Origin of the sequence: Pseudomonas sp. DSP3-2-3, assembly GCF_049898225.1 — a bacterium.
In the GTDB taxonomy this organism is placed as follows: domain Bacteria; phylum Pseudomonadota; class Gammaproteobacteria; order Pseudomonadales; family Pseudomonadaceae; genus Aquipseudomonas.
The window spans coordinates 1-21,506 of the sequence record NZ_JAFCXH010000004.1; the positions used below are offsets into that span (position 1 = coordinate 1).

Annotated in this window: 20 protein-coding genes and 2 pseudogenes; 9 read left to right on the plus strand and 13 right to left on the minus strand. The window is 58.4% G+C overall.

Annotated features, from left to right (window positions below; all coding sequences use genetic code 11):
- Nucleotides 1-147 precede the first annotated feature (147 nt).
- Nucleotides 148-1,032 (minus strand): LysR family transcriptional regulator, encoded by an 885-nt coding sequence (locus ACP7E4_RS05980; RefSeq protein ID WP_426113056.1) that lies wholly within the window; start codon nt 1,030-1,032, stop codon nt 148-150.
- A 167-nt stretch (nt 1,033-1,199) separates the two neighbouring features.
- Here ACP7E4_RS05980 and ACP7E4_RS05985 point away from each other — a divergent pair, with 167 nt between their 5' ends.
- The 3 genes from ACP7E4_RS05985 (at nt 1,200) to ACP7E4_RS05995 (ending at nt 4,564) form a co-directional block, all read left to right on the plus strand.
- Nucleotides 1,200-2,555, plus strand: coding sequence for an MFS transporter (locus tag ACP7E4_RS05985; RefSeq protein ID WP_426113054.1), 1,356 nt, complete (start codon nt 1,200-1,202; stop codon nt 2,553-2,555).
- A 15-nt stretch (nt 2,556-2,570) separates the two neighbouring features.
- The gene (locus ACP7E4_RS05990) at nt 2,571-3,026 is read left to right on the plus strand and encodes a type II 3-dehydroquinate dehydratase (RefSeq protein WP_426113052.1); all 456 of its coding nucleotides are present in this window, start codon (nt 2,571-2,573) and stop codon (nt 3,024-3,026) included.
- A 146-nt stretch (nt 3,027-3,172) separates the two neighbouring features.
- On the plus strand, nt 3,173-4,564 hold the full coding sequence (locus ACP7E4_RS05995; protein WP_426113070.1) for a DHA2 family efflux MFS transporter permease subunit: 1,392 nt from the start codon (nt 3,173-3,175) through the stop codon (nt 4,562-4,564).
- A gap of 35 nt (nt 4,565-4,599) precedes the next feature.
- Here ACP7E4_RS05995 and ACP7E4_RS06000 read toward each other — a convergent pair whose 3' ends face one another.
- Nucleotides 4,600-5,826, minus strand: coding sequence for an MFS transporter (locus tag ACP7E4_RS06000; protein WP_426113050.1), 1,227 nt, complete (start codon nt 5,824-5,826; stop codon nt 4,600-4,602).
- 191 nt (nt 5,827-6,017) lie between these two features.
- Between ACP7E4_RS06000 and ACP7E4_RS06005 the strand changes: the two are divergent.
- Both ACP7E4_RS06005 and ACP7E4_RS06010 read left to right on the plus strand, forming a co-directional pair.
- Nucleotides 6,018-6,104 (plus strand): annotated as a pseudogene (locus ACP7E4_RS06005) (sigma factor-like helix-turn-helix DNA-binding protein); the annotation flags it as partial.
- 17 nt (nt 6,105-6,121) lie between these two features.
- Nucleotides 6,122-6,226 (plus strand): annotated as a pseudogene (locus ACP7E4_RS06010) (hypothetical protein); the annotation flags it as partial.
- A gap of 110 nt (nt 6,227-6,336) precedes the next feature.
- Here ACP7E4_RS06010 and ACP7E4_RS06015 read toward each other — a convergent pair.
- A complete protein-coding gene (locus ACP7E4_RS06015; protein WP_426113048.1) occupies nt 6,337-7,530 on the minus strand; it encodes an MFS transporter in 1,194 nt (397 codons plus the stop codon).
- A gap of 175 nt (nt 7,531-7,705) precedes the next feature.
- Entirely contained in the window at nt 7,706-8,734 is a 1,029-nt protein-coding gene (locus ACP7E4_RS06020; RefSeq protein ID WP_426113046.1) for an alpha/beta hydrolase, read from the minus strand.
- 192 nt (nt 8,735-8,926) lie between these two features.
- Here ACP7E4_RS06020 and ACP7E4_RS06025 point away from each other — a divergent pair, with 192 nt between their 5' ends.
- Nucleotides 8,927-9,844 carry a LysR family transcriptional regulator gene (locus tag ACP7E4_RS06025; RefSeq protein WP_426113044.1) on the plus strand — a complete coding sequence of 306 codons (918 nt, stop codon included), beginning with the start codon at nt 8,927-8,929 and terminating at the stop codon, nt 9,842-9,844.
- Nucleotides 9,845-9,926: 82 nt separating this feature from the next.
- Here ACP7E4_RS06025 and ACP7E4_RS06030 read toward each other — a convergent pair whose 3' ends face one another.
- Both ACP7E4_RS06030 and ACP7E4_RS06035 read right to left on the minus strand, forming a co-directional pair.
- Nucleotides 9,927-11,228, minus strand: a complete 1,302-nt coding sequence (locus ACP7E4_RS06030) for an Nramp family divalent metal transporter (protein WP_426113042.1) — start codon at nt 11,226-11,228, stop codon at nt 9,927-9,929.
- 135 nt (nt 11,229-11,363) lie between these two features.
- The gene (locus tag ACP7E4_RS06035) at nt 11,364-11,831 is read right to left on the minus strand and encodes a DUF1203 domain-containing protein (protein ID WP_426113040.1); all 468 of its coding nucleotides are present in this window, start codon (nt 11,829-11,831) and stop codon (nt 11,364-11,366) included.
- 285 nt (nt 11,832-12,116) lie between these two features.
- Here ACP7E4_RS06035 and ACP7E4_RS06040 point away from each other — a divergent pair, with 285 nt between their 5' ends.
- The 3 genes from ACP7E4_RS06040 to ACP7E4_RS06050 are packed head-to-tail and all read left to right on the plus strand — an operon-like array spanning nt 12,117 to nt 14,115.
- On the plus strand, nt 12,117-13,655 hold the full coding sequence (locus tag ACP7E4_RS06040; RefSeq protein ID WP_426113038.1) for a cryptochrome/photolyase family protein: 1,539 nt from the start codon (nt 12,117-12,119) through the stop codon (nt 13,653-13,655).
- The gene (locus tag ACP7E4_RS06045) at nt 13,652-13,837 is read left to right on the plus strand and encodes a DUF2256 domain-containing protein (RefSeq protein WP_426113036.1); all 186 of its coding nucleotides are present in this window, start codon (nt 13,652-13,654) and stop codon (nt 13,835-13,837) included. The genes ACP7E4_RS06040 and ACP7E4_RS06045 overlap by 4 nt, the downstream gene beginning before the upstream one ends.
- Nucleotides 13,837-14,115, plus strand: a complete 279-nt coding sequence (locus ACP7E4_RS06050) for a hypothetical protein (protein WP_426113034.1) — start codon at nt 13,837-13,839, stop codon at nt 14,113-14,115. Before ACP7E4_RS06045 ends, ACP7E4_RS06050 begins: the two co-directional genes overlap by 1 nt.
- Here ACP7E4_RS06050 and ACP7E4_RS06055 read toward each other — a convergent pair.
- The 7 genes from ACP7E4_RS06055 to ACP7E4_RS06085 all read right to left on the minus strand — a co-directional run bounded on the left by ACP7E4_RS06055 (nt 14,112) and on the right by ACP7E4_RS06085 (nt 21,502).
- Nucleotides 14,112-15,308 carry a CaiB/BaiF CoA transferase family protein gene (locus ACP7E4_RS06055; RefSeq protein WP_426113032.1) on the minus strand — a complete coding sequence of 399 codons (1,197 nt, stop codon included), beginning with the start codon at nt 15,306-15,308 and terminating at the stop codon, nt 14,112-14,114. The two genes, ACP7E4_RS06050 and ACP7E4_RS06055, sit on opposite strands and share 4 nt — an antisense overlap.
- 2 nt (nt 15,309-15,310) lie before the next feature.
- Nucleotides 15,311-16,252: a hydroxymethylglutaryl-CoA lyase gene (locus tag ACP7E4_RS06060; protein ID WP_426113030.1), complete on the minus strand. Its 942-nt coding sequence runs from the start codon at nt 16,250-16,252 to the stop codon at nt 15,311-15,313.
- Between the two features lie 52 nt (nt 16,253-16,304).
- Nucleotides 16,305-17,591: a CitMHS family transporter gene (locus ACP7E4_RS06065; RefSeq protein WP_426113028.1), complete on the minus strand. Its 1,287-nt coding sequence runs from the start codon at nt 17,589-17,591 to the stop codon at nt 16,305-16,307.
- 114 nt (nt 17,592-17,705) lie between these two features.
- Entirely contained in the window at nt 17,706-18,404 is a 699-nt protein-coding gene (locus ACP7E4_RS06070; protein ID WP_426113026.1) for an RraA family protein, read from the minus strand.
- A 13-nt stretch (nt 18,405-18,417) separates the two neighbouring features.
- Nucleotides 18,418-19,440 carry a hydroxyacid dehydrogenase gene (locus tag ACP7E4_RS06075; protein ID WP_426113024.1) on the minus strand — a complete coding sequence of 341 codons (1,023 nt, stop codon included), beginning with the start codon at nt 19,438-19,440 and terminating at the stop codon, nt 18,418-18,420.
- A 139-nt stretch (nt 19,441-19,579) separates the two neighbouring features.
- Complete coding sequence (locus ACP7E4_RS06080; RefSeq protein ID WP_426113022.1) at nt 19,580-20,497, minus strand: LysR family transcriptional regulator; 918 nt, start codon at nt 20,495-20,497, stop codon at nt 19,580-19,582.
- Between the two features lie 87 nt (nt 20,498-20,584).
- A complete protein-coding gene (locus ACP7E4_RS06085) occupies nt 20,585-21,502 on the minus strand; it encodes a LysR family transcriptional regulator (protein ID WP_426113020.1) in 918 nt (305 codons plus the stop codon).
- Nucleotides 21,503-21,506: the final 4 nt, after the last annotated feature.

Genomic DNA, 21,506 nt, shown 5'->3' on the forward strand with positions numbered 1-21,506 from the left:
ACCGACGCCTTCCCGGCTAAAGCCGGTCCCACTGTGGGACCGGCTTTAGCCGGGAAGACGGCATTCCAGTAGACGCAAATGCATTGGCTGTACGTCCAGATCCGTTGGAGCGAGGCTTGTTCTTCCTGAAAAAACCCGGATGATTTTCTAACCCCAACCATGAGCCTCCTCGATGAAGTGCAGCACTGCACTGGAGCGCTCATCGATGCGCGAAATCAGCGAAAGCTCACTGACCATTTCCGCCTGGGCCAGCGGCATGACCCGCACCCCAGGCATGGTCAGTCGGGTCATCGCTTCGGGCACGATGCTTAAACCGATGCCCGCTGCGACCAATCCCGGAATGCTCATCAACGAAGGCACGTGCATGATGTTCTCGGGGTGCAGTTGATTTTGCCGACAGGCCTGAAGCGTGTGCGAGGTCAATCCGATACCGGCCGGGTCCTGGAGAAAGACGAATTTCTCGTGCCGCAGCATCGCCAGCTCGCCGGTGAAGCTATCCGCCAGCTCATGGTTGTCCGGCAGCAGCAGGACAAGGTTGGACTGACTGAAAGGATGCGTGCGCAGACGGTCCGGCAGGTGATCCTTGAAGACCCTGGCAAAGGCCAGATCCAGCTTGTGATCGAGGAGCATTTCGAGTTGCTCGCGAATGCCTGCGTCCACCAGGCTCAGTTTGACCTCGGGAAAAGTGCTGAAGTAATGCCGCAGCAATTGCGGCAAGTTGGCCTCGAATAACGCCGAGTGATAGCCGATGTTGATTTCGCCCACTTCACCCCTTCTGGCACGCCGTGCTGCCGCACTGGCCAGTTCGCTGGACTCGATGGATTGCCGCGCATGCGGCAGGAATGCCATGCCGGCGGCGGTCAGGACCACACCGCGGTTCTCGCGTCTGAACAGCGCCAGCCCCAGCTCGGTTTCAAGGGTACGCATCAATTGGCTCAGTGCCGGTTGCGCGATCCCCAACTGCTCGGCTGCCCGGCTGAAGTGTTGCAAGTCGGCCGCCACGACGAAGGCCTTCAGGTGCCGCAGTTCCATAGCTCGTACTCATAAGGTCAGCTTATGCATTTGTGTAGATTTCGATAATTATTCTGCAAGCAGGATGCGTTAACGTCTACCGACTTCGACGCTTCCTGCCGACGCTGTCTTCCAAGCGGAATCGTGTGAACACCTCATAACCATAAAAACAATGACGAGCACCTCTTATGAGCACGATCAGCAACCAGAGCCATGACCTGCGCATGCCTCGCAAAGCGGTAACGGCCGCCACCATTGGCACCGCCCTGGAATGGTTCGACTTCACGCTTTATGGCGCAATTTCGGCGACCATTCTGCCCAAGCTGTTTTTCCCGGCAATGGAGCCAACCGCCGGCCTCCTCGCCTCGCTGGCGACGTTCGGTGTCGGCCTGGCGGCGCGGCCATTGGGCGCAATTACCTGCGGCTACCTCGGTGACAAGCTGGGTCGGCGCAATCTGATGCTGGCCACCGTGACCATGATGGGTCTGGCTTCGGTGCTGATGGGCCTGTTGCCCACCTACAGTCAGATCGGCGTCTGGGCACCGATTCTCCTCGTGCTGTTGCGCATCATCCAGGGGTTCGCTCTGGGCGGTGAGTCCACCGGGGCGCAGCTCATGGCGCTGGAACATGCCTCGCCCGACCGCCGAGGCCGTTACTCGGGCCTGTTAGGTTTATGTTCGCCGCTCAGCCAGATACTGGCCAATGCCGTGCTTCTGGGGCTCGCCGCTACGCTTTCCGGCGAACAATTCGAAAGCTTCGGTTGGCGAATTCCATTTGTGATGAGCTTCATATTGGTGATCGTGGCGATTTTCATCCGCCTCAAGGTCGATGAAACACCTGCGTTCATTGCCCTGAAAAAAGCGCCGATCAAGCACAAAACCAGCCCGCTGAAATCCGCATTGGGCAGCCACTACAAAACTATCCTGCGACTGATGCTGTTCTTCTGCTCTCCTGCGGCGCTGTTCTATCTGATCGTGATCTTCTCGCTGAGCTACCTGACCAAGCACCTCGGCATGAGCCAGTCGATGGGTTTCATGTCACTGATGGTCGCCAACATCTGTGCAATTTTCGGCGCACTGGCGGGTGGCTATCTGTCAGATCGCTGGGGACGCAAAAAGGCCTTGATCCTGGGCTCGTGCATGACCCTGCTGATCCTGATGGTGTACTTCCCGATTCTGAACACGCAGAACGTCTCGGCGATCATGGCCATCATGGGCTTGTTCCTGGGGTTCACCCAGTTCCAGAGCGGTATCCAGCCAGTGGCGTTCGCTGAAGCGTTTCCCACCGAGGTGCGTTACTCCGGCTCGGCCCTGGCCTACACCGGCGCCAATCTGCTGGTCGGCGGCCCGATGCCGATGATCGCCGTCTGGTTAATGAGCCAATCCGGTAATTCGCCGTGGCCATTGGTCTCGCTGTGCGCCGTCATCAACCTGATCTCGCTGGCCATGATCGTCATCGGCCCGGAAACCCGGGGTGTTGACCTCAACGCCGTCGCCGCACAAGACCCGATTGACACCGCCTCCAGCGCAATCCTCTCCAAATAAAGCAGCAGGACGACCATGAACCGCACTGTCTTCATCCTCAACGGCCCGAACCTGAATCTTCTGGGCCGTCGCGAACCGCACATCTATGGCCACACCACGCTTGAGCAGATTCGCCAAAGCTGCGTGATGCTGGCCGAGGAGCTTGGCCTGGTCTGTGAATTTCGTCAGACCAATCACGAGGGGGTGATGGTCGACTGGATTCAGGAAGCCTTCGAACAAGGCGCCGCCCTGATCATTAACCCGGCAGGCTTGTCGTTTCATTCGATTCCGGTACTCGATGCATTGAAGCTGATCGACACGCCGCTGATTGAATTGCACCTGTCGAACATCCATGCACGGGATGAACTTCATCGCCACTCGATCATGTCCGGTGTCGTTGATGCGGTGATCTGCGGCCTGGGCGCCGATGGTTATCCGCTGGCGCTGCGGGCCGTCGGCGACCTGCTTCGTCGCAGAGGTGTCAGCAACTGACCCAGTGCGTTGATCGGGCCTGGCCGGTTAGTGGTCGCAGCAAGGCCCGCTCTCTGCTAAAAGAACAGCCATCTCTCTCAGCGCTTTAAAGGACGTCGACGGTGACTGTTCCGGTTCAAGAGTCAGCGGCGAACGCCGGAGCGGGCATCAGCTTGCAGACCCGTCTCATCGCCATTGTCGTGGCAGTCACGTTCTTCATGGAAAATCTGGACGCCACTGTCATTGCGACCGCGTTGCCGAAAATGGCGACCGATTTTGCGGTGAGCCCGGTCGACATGAACGTCGGGATCACGGCCTACCTGCTCGCTGTCGCGATCTTCATCCCCCTGTCAGGCTGGGTGGCGGATCGGTTTGGCGCCCGCCGGGTCTTCACCGGAGCAATCGTGACATTTACTGTCGCGTCGCTGCTTTGCGCCATGAGCACAAGCTTCGAGGCCTTCGTCGCATCCCGCGTGCTGCAGGGTATTGGCGGGGCGCTGATGGTGCCGGTTGGACGTCTTGCGGTGCTGCGCAATACCGACAAGAAAGACCTGGTCAAGATGATCGCGGTGATTACCTGGCCCGGCCTTGTCGCGCCGATTCTCGGGCCGCTGGCGGGCGGTTTGATCGTCACCCATTTCGACTGGCCATGGATTTTCTATCTTAATTTGCCCTTGGGCGTGCTGGCCTTGATTGCCGCGTTATGGCTGGTGCCCGCAGGCAAGGAGGAAAATGTGCGCAAGTTTGACGGCAGAGGATTTGTGCTGCTGTCAGGCGCCTGCGCCACGATTCTTGGCGGGCTGGAATGGCTCAGCGGGCATAGCGGCAGCGGATTATTGGTCGGGGCAGGAGTTCTGGCGTCTGGAATAGTGATCGCCATTCTGGCAATCCATCACTGTCGTACCCACCCGAACCCACTCCTTGCGCTCGATGCGCTGTCCATCCAGACCTTCAGGGTCAGCGTCTTCGGCGGATCGATGTTCAGGATGGCGATCAGCGCTTTACCCTTTCTGCTCCCGCTGCTGTTTCAAATTGCCTTTGGGCTGTCTCCCGTTGAAGCCGGAACCCTGGTGCTGGCGGTGTTTGCCGGAAACCTGGCGATGAAGCCGTTCACCACCGCCATCATGCAGCGCTATGGTTTTCGTCGGGTGCTGTTGCTCAACGGGATCATCGGCGTGTTGTCCATCGCGGCGTGTGCGTGCTTCACGGCGACCACGCCATTCTGGTTGATCACGCTTATCCTGTTCGCTGGCGGGTTGTCCCGATCAATGCAGTTCACCTGCTACAACTCCATCGGCTTCGCTGATGTAGAAAAAAATCGTATGAGTGAAGCTTCTGCACTGTTCAGCATGTTCTTCCAGCTGGCGATGGCAATCGGCGTGACAGTGGCGGCATTGCTGCTGCGTTTTTCCATGTCCCTGCGGGGCGGGGAAATCGTCGCTCAGACGTTCGATTTTCGCGTTGCGTTTCTGGGCATAGCTGGCTTGGGGCTCCTGGGTTTAATCGATATCGTGCGGCTGCCAGCGAATGCCGGCGACTGCGTTTTGCGGAAAAGTTGAAGTAATCGACTCGACCGACTTCTGAGTCTGGGTTATCAATCCTTGACGGCTGGGTCCGCGCTCAGCTCGCCCGCCTGCAGCGGAACCGTCTTGCCTGAAAACAGCAGTAACGCCAGTGCCCCCAGCAGTACGGTCAACGCGGCAAGAAGCAGGATTACCCGCTGCGTACCCAACGGAGCCGCCAGCACTGCCACCAGCAGTCCGGCCAGCGGTTGCGACAGATTGTTGAGCAGCGTGATCACGCCGACCGTCTTGCCGAAATCCCGGGCGGGAATCACCCGCTGGCGAATGCTGCGCATGTAGACGTTGAACATTTTGTCGAAGCCGACAATCAGCAGGAAGCCCAACACATAGCCGCCCAGGCTGGGACTCAAGGCACTGATCAACGCCCCGAGGGCAATCATCACGTACGCAACGCTGCCCAGGACACGCAACGGCAGGATCCATCGCGCGAGGAAGAACAGGATGACGATCGTGGTCACCGCGCCCGCCATCTGCAGACCTGCGTAAGTGGCCTTGTCGGCGGCAAATTCGCCAATGATCATTACGGCGGACGTGGCGGACGTGACGCCGACGATCAGGTTCACCCCCACGGCCAGGGTGATGACTTTTTTCAGCTCCGTCAGCTTGAGAATGTGCCCGATCGCGATCCTGAACGGTCGCCACCAGATATCGCCGTGCTGCGGGTGGATTTCCAGACTGATTCGGCAATTGCGCTGCCAGACCAGCATGGCAAGATCCGCCAGCAAAAACAGGCCGGCACTACACAGCACCACCCAATACCATGCCCAGACTTCCAGCAGCAGAGCCGCAAGCAGAGGACCGAGCACCAGGCCAGTCTGGTCGGCGATCTGCGAATACGACAGCGTTTTAGTGTAGCTGTAGCGCTCGAAGATATGCGGCAACAGCACTTCACGGGCCATGATGCCCTGGGTGGTCAACACACCGCATAAGGCCGAAAGCGCAACAAGCCAGAAGATTCCGCCGAATACAGCGTGCAGGGCCACCGCCATCACACAGATCAGCGCTCGATACACCTGGCTGATATGCAGGATTCTGATCGGCGAGAACCTGTCGCACAGCGCGCCGCAGACCGGGAACGCCAGAAAACGCGGCAGTGATTCGACGAAGAACGCCAAACCGGCCCAGGCCGCGCTATTGGTGGTCTGAAATACCACCAAGGGCACGATGAACAGCAGCACCTGATCCGCCAGCCGCGACAGGAACAAGGAAGTGAAAAACGCCAGGTAATCCTTCTGCACGCAAAACTCCTGTTGACGTGAATTGAAGGTCAGGATGTATCGACCATCCGCGAGCCCGATACGCCGCGCAAAGCATACGTCGAAAGGTCTGCCAATGCATAAGCGGCGCTGGATTGCGCCTGCGAAAACGCTGAACGCACGCTACAGGCTTGCAGAACCAACGCAGCCAACCTGCAGGTCTGGACGGAAATGTGCGGCGCGCGTTTCTCCTTTCCCAGCTGGACGGCATGAATTACAAGGCCATTGCCACCCGATTGGGCGTTTCCGTCGTGACCATCAACCGCTACATCGCCAGCTGGTGGACGCAATGGCGCGTTATCAGTTCAGCGAGAATCTCTCGACAACGCTGAACGCCAATAACATCTTTGATAAGTCCTACTACACCAACATCGGCTTCTAAAATTTCGCGGCGTACGGCGAACCGCCCAACTTCATGCTCACTAGCCGCTGGGACTTCTGAAACGTTATTCGTTGATATTCCGGTCTGACGCACGATGACGCCTCGCCGGCTCATCGTGCAACCGGCATAGGCGTGCGGGATACGAGCAATGCCAGCACGGCAGCTATCAGGAGAAATACCCCGCTGGCGATGAACGTCGCCTGGTAGCCGACGCCGTCATAGAGCAACCCGCCCACCGTTGCGCCGAGGGTAATTGCCAACTGAATCACCGCCACCATCAGCCCGCCCCCGGCCTCCGCATCGCGTGGCAGTGTTCGTGACAACCACGTAAACCAGCCCACCGGCGCGCACGTCGCGATCAAGCCCCAAGCCCCGAGCAGGACCGCTGTCACCCACATTGCGCTGCCATAGCCAAGCAGAGCGATAGCAATGACCGCCATCAAAAGCGGGATGATCATCAGCGCTCGGTAAAGACTTCGGCTCAACACCGAGCCGATCACCATCGTGCCCACCAATCCGGCCATCCCGATAATCAGCAACAACAGGGATAGCCCGGAAACATCGACGCGGGTGACCGATTCGAGAAACGGACGCAGATAGGTGAACAGCGCGAACTGCCCCATGAACAGAAACGCCACTGCCGCCATACCCAAGGCAACTTTGGCGCTGCCCAACAGCCGGAACACTTCAGTTGCGGATCCCGATTGATTGTCAGCCGGCATTTTCGGCAGCGTAAACGCCTGCAAGCACAGCGCTACCGCGGCAAGCGGTACCACACAAAAGAACGCGCCACGCCAGCCGATCAGTCCGCCCATGAGACTACCAATGGGCGCGGCAACTGCCGTGGCCAACGCAGTGCCGCCCTGCATGACAGCAATGGCTTTGGGTACGAAACTCTGCGGCGCAATGCGCATCATGACAGCGGTTGACATGGCCCAGCTGCCACCAATCGCAATGCCCAATATCGCCCGACCTACCATCAGGGTGGAGTAGTTCGGCGCTAACGCCACGAGCGTGCCAGAGCCAATCATCAGCATGGTCAGGAACAACAACACGGGCCTTCGGTCGAGCCGACGCGTCGCGGACGAGATGAACAGGCTGGTGACGACGGCGAAAATACCGGAAATAGAAATCGCTTGTCCGGCCTGCCCTTCGGTAAGCGCGAGATCGGTCGCAATCGGGGTGAGCAAACTCACCGGCAGGAATTCAGAAGTGACCAGGGCAAAGGCACACAACGACATCGCCAGGACGGCTCCCCATACCTGTCGGCTTGCAGCCTGAACAGGAAAGGCAGTGCTGTTCATCAAATTTTCTCCAACGCGTTAAGCGCCTGCGCCCGCGCAGAATGCACAGCGCAGGTTCGAGAGGCGGTTACAGGGTTTTTTCACAAGCTCAGGACTGTCGTGTCAGAGCAAACCGGTAGGCCCCGCTCGATAGCAGGGCCAGGCATCCGTTGCTGGAGCCGTCAGCGGCATGCTGTCACTTGAGGTGGGTTTGAAAGAATGCGGTCAGCTTGGCGAACGGGATAAGGTCGACCCGATCATAAAGATCCACATGGCCCGCACCAGGAATGATAACGAGCTCTTTCGGTTGGCCAGCCAGGCGATATGCCTCTTCACTGAACTCGCGCGAGTGGGCATTTTCCCCAGCGATGAACAGCATTGGGCGCGGCGATATGGTCTCGATATCGTTGAACGGATAGAAGTTCATGAACTTCGCGTTGCTGGTCAGGGTCGGGTGAGTGGTCAGCAACGGCGACTGCCCTTTGGGCGTGAACTCGCCGCGAGGCGTGCGGTAGAAATCGTAGAACTCGCGTTCAATAGCATTGGATTTGTCCGTCAACGCCTGGACCGTTCCGCTGGTGTACTTCGTTTCCCCACCGGTGAACTCCACATAGCGCTGCTCGGCAGCCGCTGCGATGGCCTGCTTTCTCTGCTCGACGGTTAACGAATGCTTCAAACCGTTGCGGTTCACCGCACCCATGTCGTACATGCTGACTGTGGCAACGGCCTTCATGCGGGGATCAATTTTTGCCGCGCTGATGACAAAGCTTCCGCTGCCACAAATACCCAGGACGCCGATCCTGTTTCGGTCCACGAATGTTTGGGAACCCAGGTAGTCCACCGCCGCGCTGAAATCTTCAGCGTAGATTTCAGCGGATACCGCATTGCGCGGATGACCAGCGCTTTCCCCCCAAAAGGAAAGATCCACGGCCAGGGTCACAAAGCCCTGCTCTGCCAGTTTTTGCGCATAAAGGTTGGAGCTCTGCTCTTTAACCGCCCCCATGGGATGGCCAACGATAATTGCCGGGTTTTTGCTGGTTGCGCTCACTCCTTCAGGGATATACAGATTCCCCACCGTGTTCATCTGGTACTGATTTTTGAAGGTCACTTTTTGTACTCTGACCTTCTCACTCTTGTAGAAGTTATCGGCTCCGTTGGACATGTCTGCTCCCAGTGCCGAGAGCGACGCCATCAAAAGGCCGAGCAACGCAACGAGTTGTCTCATGGAATGCACCCGATTCGGAAAATGGTACTGATTGACCTGTGTTTGGGGCCTGGATCAGCGAATGGTGTACGCCGAACCTGTGACGAAAGGTGGCGCTTGCCCTATTCTCCAGCAAAGAGACATGCTTGATAATCTAATGAACACTTCTCGTGCTGATAAGCAGGGCTAATTAATAAAGCAGGGCGGAATTCGATGCCACGATACAATCTGAACGATCTCCTGGCCTTTGTAACAGTCGCCAGAGAGGGCAGCTTTACCCGTGCGGCGGCGCATTTGGGCGTCACACAGTCAGCGCTCAGTCAAACGGTTTCCGGGCTTGAGAAGCGGCTCAAAATCAGGCTGTTGGCTCGCACCACGCGTAGCGTTTCCCCCACCAGCGCGGGGGAACGCCTGATGCATGCCATAGGTCATCGGTTCGACGAGATAGAGACTGAACTGGATGCCTTGACCGAGCTTCGCGATAAGCCAGCGGGCACGGTCCGTATTACTTGCGGTGATTTCGTCCTGAGGACAGTGCTGCTTCCCCGACTCACGCCCTTGCTCCTCGAATACCCCGATATCAACATCGAGTTCGATATTAATTACGGCTTTCGGGATATCGTCTCCGACCGTTTCGATGCGGGTATACGATTCGGCGCGACGGTCGATAAAGACATGATTGCCATTCCCATCGGGCCCAGAGTGCGGATGGCTGCCGTGGCATCGCCCTCTTATTTCGCAAGCAATCCAGCGCCGAAAACCCCGCAGGATCTTCTGCATCACCAGTGCATCGACATTCGCTACCCGACGCGTGGTGGAGTGGATGCCTGGGAGTTCGAAAAACGTGGCCGCAAGGTCAACGTGCGTGTCGAAGGACAGGTGATTCTCAACACCAGCGCCCATGTGCCTGCCGCGGCAGTCAACGGTTTAGGCATCGCCTACTTACCGGAGGAGGAATTTGCGCCGCATATCGAAGAGGGGCGTTTGATACGCGTCCTTGAGGATTGGTGCCCATCATTCTCGGGCTATCACCTGTATTACCCAAGCCGTCGTCTGCAGACCCCGGCCTTTTCGCTGGTTCTGAATACGCTGCGAGGTGACGGCGCTGCGATCATCGACAGCGCCCGCTGAAACGAGATGTAACTGCCAGAAACGCACCGACCGCAACGAACAGATTTTGTCCGTTGCGGCCGGCGAATGATCAGATGATCGATCAGGTAAACAGATCGACACCCAACTGGAACGCGACCCACAGCGCAAGACCTGTCGCGAACAGCAACGCGATGTTCTCAAACAGGTTGTTGCGGTATTGCTTGTCCAGCAGTGACTTCTGGTTGGACATGATCAGCAGGCCCAGGGAAATAACCGGCAGCCCGATGATATTCAAGGCGCTGACACCAATCGTCAGCGTCACGAAGTCAGGCATTCCTGGAAGGGACCAAACCAATGGGGTTACGAGAATGAACAGCATGAACCATTTATGCATCGGATCATGATGGAATTCCTTACCGTAACGTTCGCGACGTTTCGGGCTGACATGCTGGAAGGCGTCGGTAATCAGCATCGGGAAAGCGGTGGTCTTGCCTGAGATACTGGCAAACAACGTCGCGAATACGCCGATGAAGAATACATACCAGCCAATCGGGCCGAAGACGATTTCCAGAGCCTTGCCCAGATCGCTCAAGGTTTTAACTTCAATCCCGTTCGGCCGCAGAATTTCCGCTCCGACGATCCAGATCGCCAGGTTAATGATGATGCCGATAAACACCGCGAACAGCAGGTCGTTACGCTGAACACGCTTGTGTTCGGGACCAGTCCAGCCCTTCTGCCGCATGACATACGGGTGAACAAAGTTGGCGACCGAGCCTGCAACCGCGCCGATTACTGAAACCGCTACCAGCAACGCGCCATGCACGCCTTCATCCGGGGGAATGCTGAAACCGATGGTGCCTTTGACAATGCCCATGACATCCGGCCCGGACATCACCGCCAGCGCGATGAACGCCAACGTCATGATGGCCAGCAAGACCTTCATCACGCCTTCGATCATCGAGTAGATATTACGACCGACCAGCATCCAGACGGCCAGCACCACCGCCACGGAACACAGCAGTGGATAGTCGACCTTCAGGAGCATGGCCAGAGCTTCGCCAGCGCCTTTGATCATGTAGGCATTCATCAAATGCCCCATGAGCAATGCATACACCAGCAAGAACCAGCCGAAGAACGGGTTCAGCTGGGCATAGCCTTGCAGGATCGTCATGCCTTGGTTATTGCAGAGCTGGAAGCGCGCGATGATGTTGACGATCAAATATCTCAAGAGCAGAGATACCGCCAACACCCACATCATTGCGTATCCGTAATTCGCCCCTGCCACAGACGAAGTGATCAAGTCACCTGCGCCCAGCCAGGACAATACGGCGATGATTCCGGGGCCTAGAAGTTTCAGTACTCGCGTGATGGGGCTTCGCGACGGCGCAGCAACCTGCGCTTCAGCGGAAGGAGTGCTCGGCATGTGTGGATCTCCGTTATTTTTTTTGTAGGAACGGGCGCAGTCCAACACAATACGTACGACGTCGTACAACCATTATTAATGGGAAGTATTTACAAAGTGTTTCAGGCAGAAAAGACGCCGAACCGGAGTCATCCGCTATGCCCTGTCGATCCGACCGGAATAGCACCCCCTCTTCGCGTTGTGAACATGTATGTAGCTGATCGCGGAATTGGCGAACAGTTGGCTAATCAGAGCTTGCACGGCGGTGCCGTCCACGACATCAGCGTCGAGCATCATCCCGTCTTCTGCGTAACCGCGAAGCGACAGTTGGCGGATTCGCATGCATTCCGGTACTTGATCGACAGCGTCAAAAGCCTGCTTTGCCCACTCTCGTATGAAGATCGCGTGTGAGGCTCGATAGGGCGTCATGGCTGGCTGACAAATGTGGTTGAGCAAAATCACGCTCTGCCCCACTTGCGCATCCTTCATTTCAATCCGGTCGGGGTAGCCAGGTTGCTTGTCGACGACGTAACGCCTCATGCCGAGTGCCGCCAGCTCTTCGTCTGGCAAGCCAAACAGTGAGAGGAAGGGATCTGGGGAAAGTCCTGTTATGCGGAAAGTCATTGGTCAGCTCCTTGAGGTTTTGAGCCCTCATGAAGCCGGTATTCAGGCGACGCCGCTATCCGGTTCTTGCTGCATAACTCGGGCAGGCGCGATCAGTGCCTTCGTCCCTTCTCGAAAAAGCCATATCCGCCAAATCGCCAATAATAGCTATACAAATCTTATACACAAAACTACATTGGTATAGTTTTTATACCGAGTAGATCACGTGGCAACTACGCACATTTACATATCCGGGCGACATAACCAAGGGCCGCTGAACACTCCTGCCTCACTGGATCCTGGCTCATGAGCGGGATTCGCCGGTTGGGTCTGGTCCTGGGCGACCAGCTGTCTTTTGACCTGGCATCGCTGAAAGAGCTGGACGCCGAGCTCGATGCAGTCTTGCTGGTCGAGGTGATGGAAGAAGCCACCCACGTCCCTCATCATCCGCAAAAAATCGCCCTGATCTTCAGTGCCATGCGTCATTTCGCAGAGGCGTTGCGCCAGCGCGGCTTTGGTGTGCATTACGTCACCCTTGATGATCCGCACAACACCGGTTCGGTACCGGGCGAGTTACGGCGCTGGCAGACGCTGCTGCAAGCGGATGAATTGCACCTGACTGAATGCGGTGACTGGCGTCTGGAGCAGTCGCTGAGGGACTGCGGCGCTGCGATTCAGTGGCACGGCGATACGCGCTTTCTCTGCAGTCGAGACGAATTTTCCGCGTGGGCCAAGGGCAAAAAGCAGCTGCGCATGGAGTTTTTCTATCGCGAAATGCGGCGCAAGAGTGGCCTGCTGATCAATGGCGACGGAACTCCGGTAGGCGGTGCCTGGAACTTTGATGCGGAAAACCGCAAAGCGTTGCCCAAAGGCGTGACTGCCCCCTACCCGGCTCGCTTTTCCCCAGATCCAGTTACCCTGGAAGTACTCGCACTGGTCCGGGATCGATTCGCCAGCCACTACGGCTCGCTGGACACCTTTGACTACCCGGTAACCCATGCCGACGCCCAGACACTATGGGATTACTTTCTGGATTTCGGCCTGGCCGCGTTTGGTGATTACCAGGACGCCATGGCCGTCGACGAACCTTATCTGTTCCATGCCCGCATCAGCGCCGCGCTCAATATCGGCTTGCTGGATGTTCGCCAACTGTGCAGCGATGTCGAGTCGGCGTATTGGGCCGGCACGATTGCGCTGAACGCCGCGGAAGGCTTTATCCGCCAACTGATCGGCTGGCGGGAATATGTTCGTGGCGTCTACTGGCTGAAAATGCCTGACTACGCCGGCGGCAACGTATTCGGTAACAGCCGGTCGCTTCCAGAGTTCTACTGGACAGGCGACACAAAAATGAACTGCATGAGCCGGGCCATCGGCCAGAGCCTGAAACATGCCTATGCTCATCATATCCAGCGATTGATGGTGACCGGCAACTTCGCCCTGCTGGCAGGCATTGCCCCGAGCCAGATATGTGACTGGTACCTGGCGATCTACATGGACGCCTTTGACTGGGTTGAGTTGCCGAATACATTGGGCATGGTCATGCATGCTGATGGCGGTTATCTAGGCTCCAAACCTTACTGCGCCAGCGGCCAGTATATAAAGCGCATGTCGGACTACTGCCGTGGCTGTGCTTACAAAGTGAGTGAAAGCACCACCGAAGATGCTTGCCCGTTCAACTCGCTTTACTGGCATTTTGTGATGCGCCACAGCGACCTTCTGCGCAGTAATCAGCGCATGGGCATGGTCTACAAGAACCTTGAGCGCATGACTGAAGCCAAACAGACAGCGCTGTGGCAACGTGGTGAGGCGCTGCTCGCCAGACTGGACGCCGGAGAGCCGCTTTGAAAAAGCACGAACTCGCGGTCAAGACCTGCGCGGTCTGCGAGCTGCCGTTTACCTGGCGCAAGAAGTGGACACGCTGCTGGGATGAGGTGCGTTATTGCTCGAAACGTTGCCGACGCAACAAAGGCGTCGCGCCCACTGCGCGCAAGCCAGGCAACACCCACGCTACCAGGAGGGATAGCTGATGACCGTTAAGACGGCGCACACATGCTGGACATGGAGCCTTGCTTCTCTGCTGGCTTTTAATCTGACGTTGATCGCGGGATGTTCAAGCGCCACCCCGATCCAGGGCTCAAACTGCTACGCCAAAGCGCTGCCCAGTGTCGGCACAGGTGGCCTGGCCTGGGGCTCGTCCTTGAACATGGCGCGCAAGAAATCCCTGGATAACTGCATGCGCTATGCCGGGCGATCCGGTGGTACGCCGAGTACCTGCGAAGTGGTGCTGGCCAAATGCAAGAATTAGCCGTTAACGACGCCAGCAGCCTGTAACGCCTGAATCTCTGCGTCGGAATAACCCAGCTGTGTCAGCAGCTCAGTGGAATGGCTGCCGAGCTCGGGAACGTTCAGACGTGTGCCGAAGCGCTGACCATCCATTTCGAATGGCAACATTGGCACCTTGACCTGTTCGCCATCAGCAAGCGTCAATGCCGCCATACCACCCGAGGCATTCAAGTGGCGGTCCTCGAACAGATCCTCGGGGCGCTGGATCGGCGAGAACGGCAGCCCTGCCGCTTCGCAGCGCGCCATGACCTCAACCTTGCTCATGCCGCCGAGGCGCTGGCTGACAAACGGCAAGATCTGATCACGGGCCTGCACCCGCTGGTTGTTCTGCACCAGGGTGGGGTCGACAGCCCAGTCGCTGAAGTCAAAAGCCTTGCAGAAGCTTTGCCACTGGCCATCGCTCACGACGCCCAGAAACACCTGCTCATCATCGGCCGTGGTGAACACGTCATAAATGGCCCAGGCCGACACGCGATTGGGCATCGGCGCAGCGGCCTTGCCGGTCACGACTTTCTGCATCATGTGTTGGGCAACAAGGAAGGCTGAGTTCTCGAACAGGCCGGTCTGCACGAACTGGCCCAGGCCGGTGGAATTGCGTTGGTGCAACGCCGCGAGAATTGAAATGGCACTGAACATGCCACCCATGACGTCATTCACCGACGCGCCCGCCCGGAGCGGACGCCCCACCGGTCCGGTCATATAAGCCAGGCCGGTCATCATCTGCACCACTTCATCCAGCGCTGTGCGTTGATCGTAAGGGCCGGGCAGAAATCCCTTCATCGAGCTGTAGATGATTGTCGGTTTGATCGCTTTGACCTGCTCATAGCCCAGCGCGAGTTTTTCCATGGCACCGGGACGAAAGTTTTCGGTGACCACGTCCGCACTGGCGATCAGTTTGCGCACGGCCAACATCCCTTCCTCGGTTTTCATGTCTACGGCAAAGCTTTTTTTGTTGCGGTTGTAGGTCATCCAGTAACCCGCGCCCGAACCCCGCAAGCGCCGGGTGTTATCGCCCGCCGGAGCCGGTTCGACCTTGATCACTTCGGCGCCAAGATCGGCCAGAACCAGGCCGCAGGTCGGACCCATGACCATATGCACGAACTCGATGACGCGGATGCCAGCCAGTGGCAGGGCCTTTTCAGAAGTCGGTTGCATATTTATTGGTCCTTGCTCGCGTAACAAAAATTCTTGCCAACCCCGGCGTCCGGGATGAAGCCGTAGAGCGGCTCGCCCGGCAGGCCCTTGTGCAGCCATTCCCGTGCGGCAACCAGCCGATCAATGTCGACGCCGGTGCGCAGGCCCATGGATTCGAGCAGGTAAACCAGATCCTCGGTGACGATATTGCCCGAGGCTCCCGGCGCATAAGGACAACCGCCCAGACCGCCTTGCGACGCGTCGATGGTGGTCACGCCGACATCAAGGGCCGCCACCACGTTCGCCAGCCCTTGACCTCGGGTGTTATGAAAGTGCGCGCTGCCCGCGACCGGACCGATTTCGTCGCGCAAACGGGTGAACAGGCGGCGCACCTGGGTGGGGTTGGCATAACCGACCGTATCGGCCAGACCCACCTCCTCCACGCCGAGTTCTGCCATCTTCAATGCCATGCGGATCACGTCATCTGCCGGCACGACACCTTGCAGGGTGCAGCCAAACACCGTGGAGAGTCCGGCTTCGATCCGCACCTGTGGGAAATGCTGATCTCGCCAGGCAATGACCGAGCGGACCTCCTCGATCACTTGCGCATGAGTCTTGCGGATGTTCGCCAGCGAGTGCGGTTCACTCACGGAAATCGGCAGGGTGATTTTCTGCACGCCCGCTTCAAACGCGGCCTGGGCGCCCCTGAGATTGGGCACCAGCGCGGTGACGAACAGCCCCGGCACCGTGCGGGCATGGGCCACCAGCTGTGCGGCATCCGCCATTTGCGGCAGCAACTTTGCCGGCACGAACGAGCCAATCTCGATCTCGCGCAGGCCAGACGCGGCCAGGGCCGAAATCCACTGGATTTTCAGCGCTGTCGGCATCGTCGCCGACACGCTTTGCAGCCCGTCCCGTGGCCCTACTTCGCTGATCAACACATCAATGTCGGGGTTGTTTTGCATGGTGTGGCCTCTTATTTGTTCAGGGCGTCGTTCAGAGCGTCGGCGCAGGCGCTCAATGCAGGATGGAAAGCGCGCCGATCAGCAGCGACATCACGAACATCACACCGACCGAACCCAGCGACCATTTCAGTGAGATGCGCTGGTTGTCCGCGTAGTCGACATCCAGCAAGCCGCACAGCAGGTAAGTCGAAGCCACCAAGGGACTCAGCACGTGAACGGGCTGACCGATCAGCCCCGCGACAGCCATTTCCATAGACCCAATGCCGTAGTGGCTGGCGGTATCGGCGAGGATCGGCAGGATGCCGAAATAGAACGCATCGTTGGTCAGCACGTAGGTGCCCGGCATGCTCAACAGCGCGGTAATCAGGGACATGTACTGCCCGGCCCATTGCGGAATAATGTAGATGAGGCTTTCCGAAATGGCTTTGATCATGCCCGTGCCGGTCATGATACCGACGAAGATCCCTGCCGCGAAAATCAGCAACGACACCAGCATCACGTTATCCGCGTGGCGGGCAATCAGGGCTTTCTGTTCTTCGATTTTCGGGAAGTTGACCACCGCGCCCAAGCCGAAAGCGAGCATGAACAGAATCGGCAGCGGCAGCACGCTCATGACCATGCAGGCGATCAACGTGATGGTCAGCACGGCATTGAAGGCAAAGCGCCAATCCCCGGGCCTGGACTCTTTGAAATGGTCCATGCCCTCGCCTTCGCGCAGCTCGATCACGCCCAGACGACGCTTCTCCATGCGGCCCAGCAAAAACGCCACGAACACTACCCACGCCAGCGCGGCGAGCATCATCGGCAGCATTTCCATGAACAGCGAGGCAACGTCCACGTGCATGGCACTCGCGGCCCGGGAAAACGGCCCGGCCCAAGGCAACATGTTCATTACGCCATTGCTCAGCAGCAAGACGGTCGCCATGACTTGCAGGCGAATGCCGGTGCGCCGGTACAACGGCAGCAGCGCGGCCGTGGTGATGATATAGGTCGTCGCCCCGTCGCCATCGAGGCCGACACAGATACCGAGAATGGCGCTGCCGATAACAATTTTCTGCGGATCGCCCTTGACCACTTTGAGGATCAGCTTGACCAGCGGATTGAACAGGCCGGCATCGGTCATCATCGAAAAATACAGAATCGCGAAGGTGAGCATGATGCCGGTGGGTGCGAGCATCTTCACCCCGTCGATCATCATCGGGCCAAGCCCGGCGGCGAAACCGCCGATGCAGGCGAAGAACACCGGCACCAGCATCAGCGCCACCAAGGGCGAGAGCCGGCGGCTCATGACCAGGTACATGAAGCAGGTGATCATCGTGTAGCTGAGGATCGTCAGCATGGGTTCCCTCTTTTTTTTGGTTTTATCTGGGTGACGTTTTACGGGTGCAACCCGGCAGCCATCAGCAGCGATGACCGAGAGCGTGTTGAGTGCGAGGTATCAGTGCAATGAAGCTCAGACCGGCAAGCCCTTGGCTCGCAGCAGGGCGTCGAATCGTTCAGGGTTGGCCGTGCCGAGTCGGTTGGTTTCGCGGATGTTCGCTTCCCGCTCCAGATGAGCGAGGGTTTTCGGCAGCAGCGCGGCAACGTCGGCCTGCGGCACCGCCAGGACGCCATCCGCGTCGCCGAGCATCAGGTCGCCCGGCATCACGCACAAACCCGCGCAGGCAATCGGCACGTTGATTTCACCCGGGCCGTCCTTGCTTGGGCCGCGATGGGTATGCCCCGCCGCAAACACCGGCAGGATACCTTCGGCCAATTCCTCAAGATCACGGACGGCTCCGTCGATGACGATCCCGCCGAGTTTCACGCGTAGTGCCGTGGTGCGCACCAGGCCGCCAATCACGGCCTGACTGAGATCGCCAGCGCCGTCGATAACCAGCACATCGCCGGGCTGCACCATCATCAGCGCCTTGTGCACCATCAAGTTGTCACCCGGCCGGACACGCAGGGTAAACGCCGGACCACAGAGCTTGAGCGCCAGGTCACCGTGGTAGATGTGCAAGCCACGGGCGCCAATGTTGCGTCCCAGACAATCCCCGGCAACAGCAACCGGAATAGCGCGAAACGCTTCAATCAGTTCACTGCCGGGGCCGTCATTGCGCGGATTGATGCGATAGCCCGTTGGCCAGTCATTGAAAGCAGAAGCGGTCATGGAGTATCTCCGGTCAGAGGGGAAGGATGTCGGCGTTGACACAGGACGTGCGCGGCACAGGCTTGCCACGCAAAAAATCCGTCACATTGGTTGCCGCGTCCCGAGCCATTGCCGCCAGGGCCGCTGGCGTCGAACCGCCGACATGGGGCGTCAGCAGCACGTTGTCCAGGTTCAGCAGCGGGCTTTCGGCAGGGAGTGGCTCGATGGCCATGGTGTCCAGGCCAGCGGCGTACAGCCGACCACTGCGCAAGGCCTCAACCAGCGCCGCTTCGTTGACGACTTCGCCCCGTGCGGTGTTGATCAGGACGGCGTGTTCGGGAAGCAACGCAAGTTCAGCAGCACCCATCAGGTTCCGGGTTTGCGCGGTGAGTGGCACGTGCAGGCTCAGGATATCGCTGACCGGCAATAAAGCCGCCAACGAGCCCATGCGCTCGGCGCCCATCAGCTCGCTGTCATCTGTAAGGAATGGATCGTAGACCCGCACCGACATACCAAGCGCCTGACACACCGTGGCCACCTTTCGCGCTACCTGCCCAAAACCCACGAGTCCCAGGGTGCGGCCTTGCAATTCCAGGCCGTCCTGAGCGCGGGACCAGCGGCCGGCGCGGATTTCGCGGTCCATCCAGCTGACTTTGCGCGCTGCGGCGAACATCAGGGCCAGGGTCATTTCGCACACCGACTGCGCATTGGCACCCGGCGTGACATACACCGGGATGCCCCGGGCGCTGGCCCCCGCAACATCGATGTTGCTCACACCAACGCCGTGTTTGCAGATGACTTTCAGGCTCGGACACGAGGCAATCGCCTGTTCACTCAGCTCGAACGTGCGGGAGATCACGGCGTCCACAGGATGGGTCGCCATCAGGTGCTCAATGTCGGCGACTTCCTGCCCTTGACGGACGAACAGCACGCGGCAACCTTGCTGGTTGAGGACATCCAGTCCTGCCGGGGCCAGGCGTTCTGCGGTCACGAGAATGGTGTAGGTCATAGTGGACGCCTTGTTTTGATTATTGGCATCGGCAGCGACTTCACCCATCGTCGCTTACCGCCATGGCGCCCATGTTTAACCTATTCCTCGTATAAATCTATTTCCGCTTTTTTATTCAACTATGAATATTATTGATAGGAATACCCATACTCCGGCGCGGCTGGGGCAATGGGTAACACTTGGATAGTTATTCTTGCTCGGAGTGATCAGTGAACAACGCTGTCCCTTCTCGCTTGAGCAAGTCGACGATGTACGCAGCAGGCGGTGAAACGTAAGCCTCGCGGCGCATCACCAGGCCGAAACTGCGTTTCATGGTGGTTTGCGCAAGCGGGACTTCGCGCAAGGTCGCGCCAATCTTGCCGACACCCAGGTTGTGCCTGGAAATGAAGCTCAACAGCGGCGTGTGAGCGATCAGGCGCGGCATCATATTGATGGAATTGGTTTGAATCTGGATCTGCGGCATATCCAGTTGATGATTGAAAAATGTGTTATCCAGCCAACGCCGGGTTGCCACCGGCGGCGCTGCCAGCACCCAGCGCCAGTTGCACAGGTCGGCCATGCTGATGGGTTGTCTGAACAACGCATGGTCGACGCTGGCAACCACCACCACTTCGTCCTGCAACAACGCGAAGGTTTCGAACTGGGCAACGTCCACCGCCGATAACGGACAGATCAACAGGTCCAGTTGTCCCGTACGCAACGCATTGAGCAGCATATCGTTCTGTCCGGTGACCAGCTCCAGGGTCAGGTCCGGCGCGGTCTCCAGCAACAGCGAAACCAGACTGGGCAACAGGTATTCAGCGGCAGTCGGCCCGCAGCCGAGCCGCACATTACCCACGGTGCCTTTGGCGAAATCCTGAATTTCCCGGCGGGTTTCCTGCACGCCTTGACGCAAGTGCCGTGCGCGCATCAAAAGCAATTCACCCGCGGGGGTAAGGCGCATCCGTCGGCCTTCGCGGAAAAACAACGCGGTGCCGAGCGTTTGCTCCAGGCGCTGGATGCTTTTCGACAACGCAGGCTGAGTACGATGCAGCTTGTCACCGGCGCGGCCGAGATTGCCCAAGTCAGCGATGGTTTCGAAATAGTAAAGGTCGCGTAAATCCATCGAGACAAATTCCACTGTGGGTTGGGTAGCCTGGAAGTACGGCCGACGTTAACCCGAGAACAGAAACGAAGAAAGCAGTCAGCCCGGTTAGCGATCGCCAGGCTCAGTAGTCGCGTTAGCCCAGTCGCGAACCGCCTGAGCGAACAGGCGCAGCGCCATCGGTGGATGACGATTGGCGGGGTAATACAGGCAGAGTCCCGAATAATTCGGGCTCCACTGCGGCAACAGGTTGACCAGTCGTCCGGCCTGCAGGTGCTCGCTGACCTGCCACTCGGGCACCCACCCCACACCGACGCCTGCAAGCGCTGCTTCGATCATCAGATTGACGTTGTCCAGGGTCAGCGGTCCTTCCAGATCAAGGCTGGCGCTCTGCGCCTCATGCTTGAAGTCCCAGCGGAACAGTCCACCGCTGGTGAAGCGAAAGCGTATGCAACGGTGGGCTTTCAAGTCCTGCGGCGTCAGGGGCGCCGGACAGCGTTCGAGATAGGCTGGAGACGCAACGGCAACGAAATGGATATCCGGCCCGAAACGTATGGCAATCATGTCCTGCGGCACGTCATCAAACAGCCGGATGCCCGCGTCGAAGCCATCACCAACGATATCCTGCAGCTTGCTGTCGACGACGAACTCGATATGGATCTGCGGATACTGCTCAAGGAATTCCGGTACCACATGGCGAATCAGCTGGCGGATCGACGATTCCGAAGCGCTGATGCGCATCGAGCCGGACGGCGTGCTTCTCGACGACATGACTTCATTGACGACATTCGCCAGTTCATTGATCAACGGCCGTACGCCATTGAGCAGCTGCTCCCCCGCCTCCGTCAGTGCAACTGACCGAGTGGTCCTGTTGAACAGACGCATCTCCAGCCGCGCCTCAAGGTTGCGCATCGAATGGCTCAGCGCCGAAGGCGAAAGCCCCAGTACGCGGGCAGCAGCGCTGAAACTGCCGTGTTCGGCAATGGCGATGAAGGCTTTGAGTTCCGGCAAGTCCGCATGCTGCATTTAT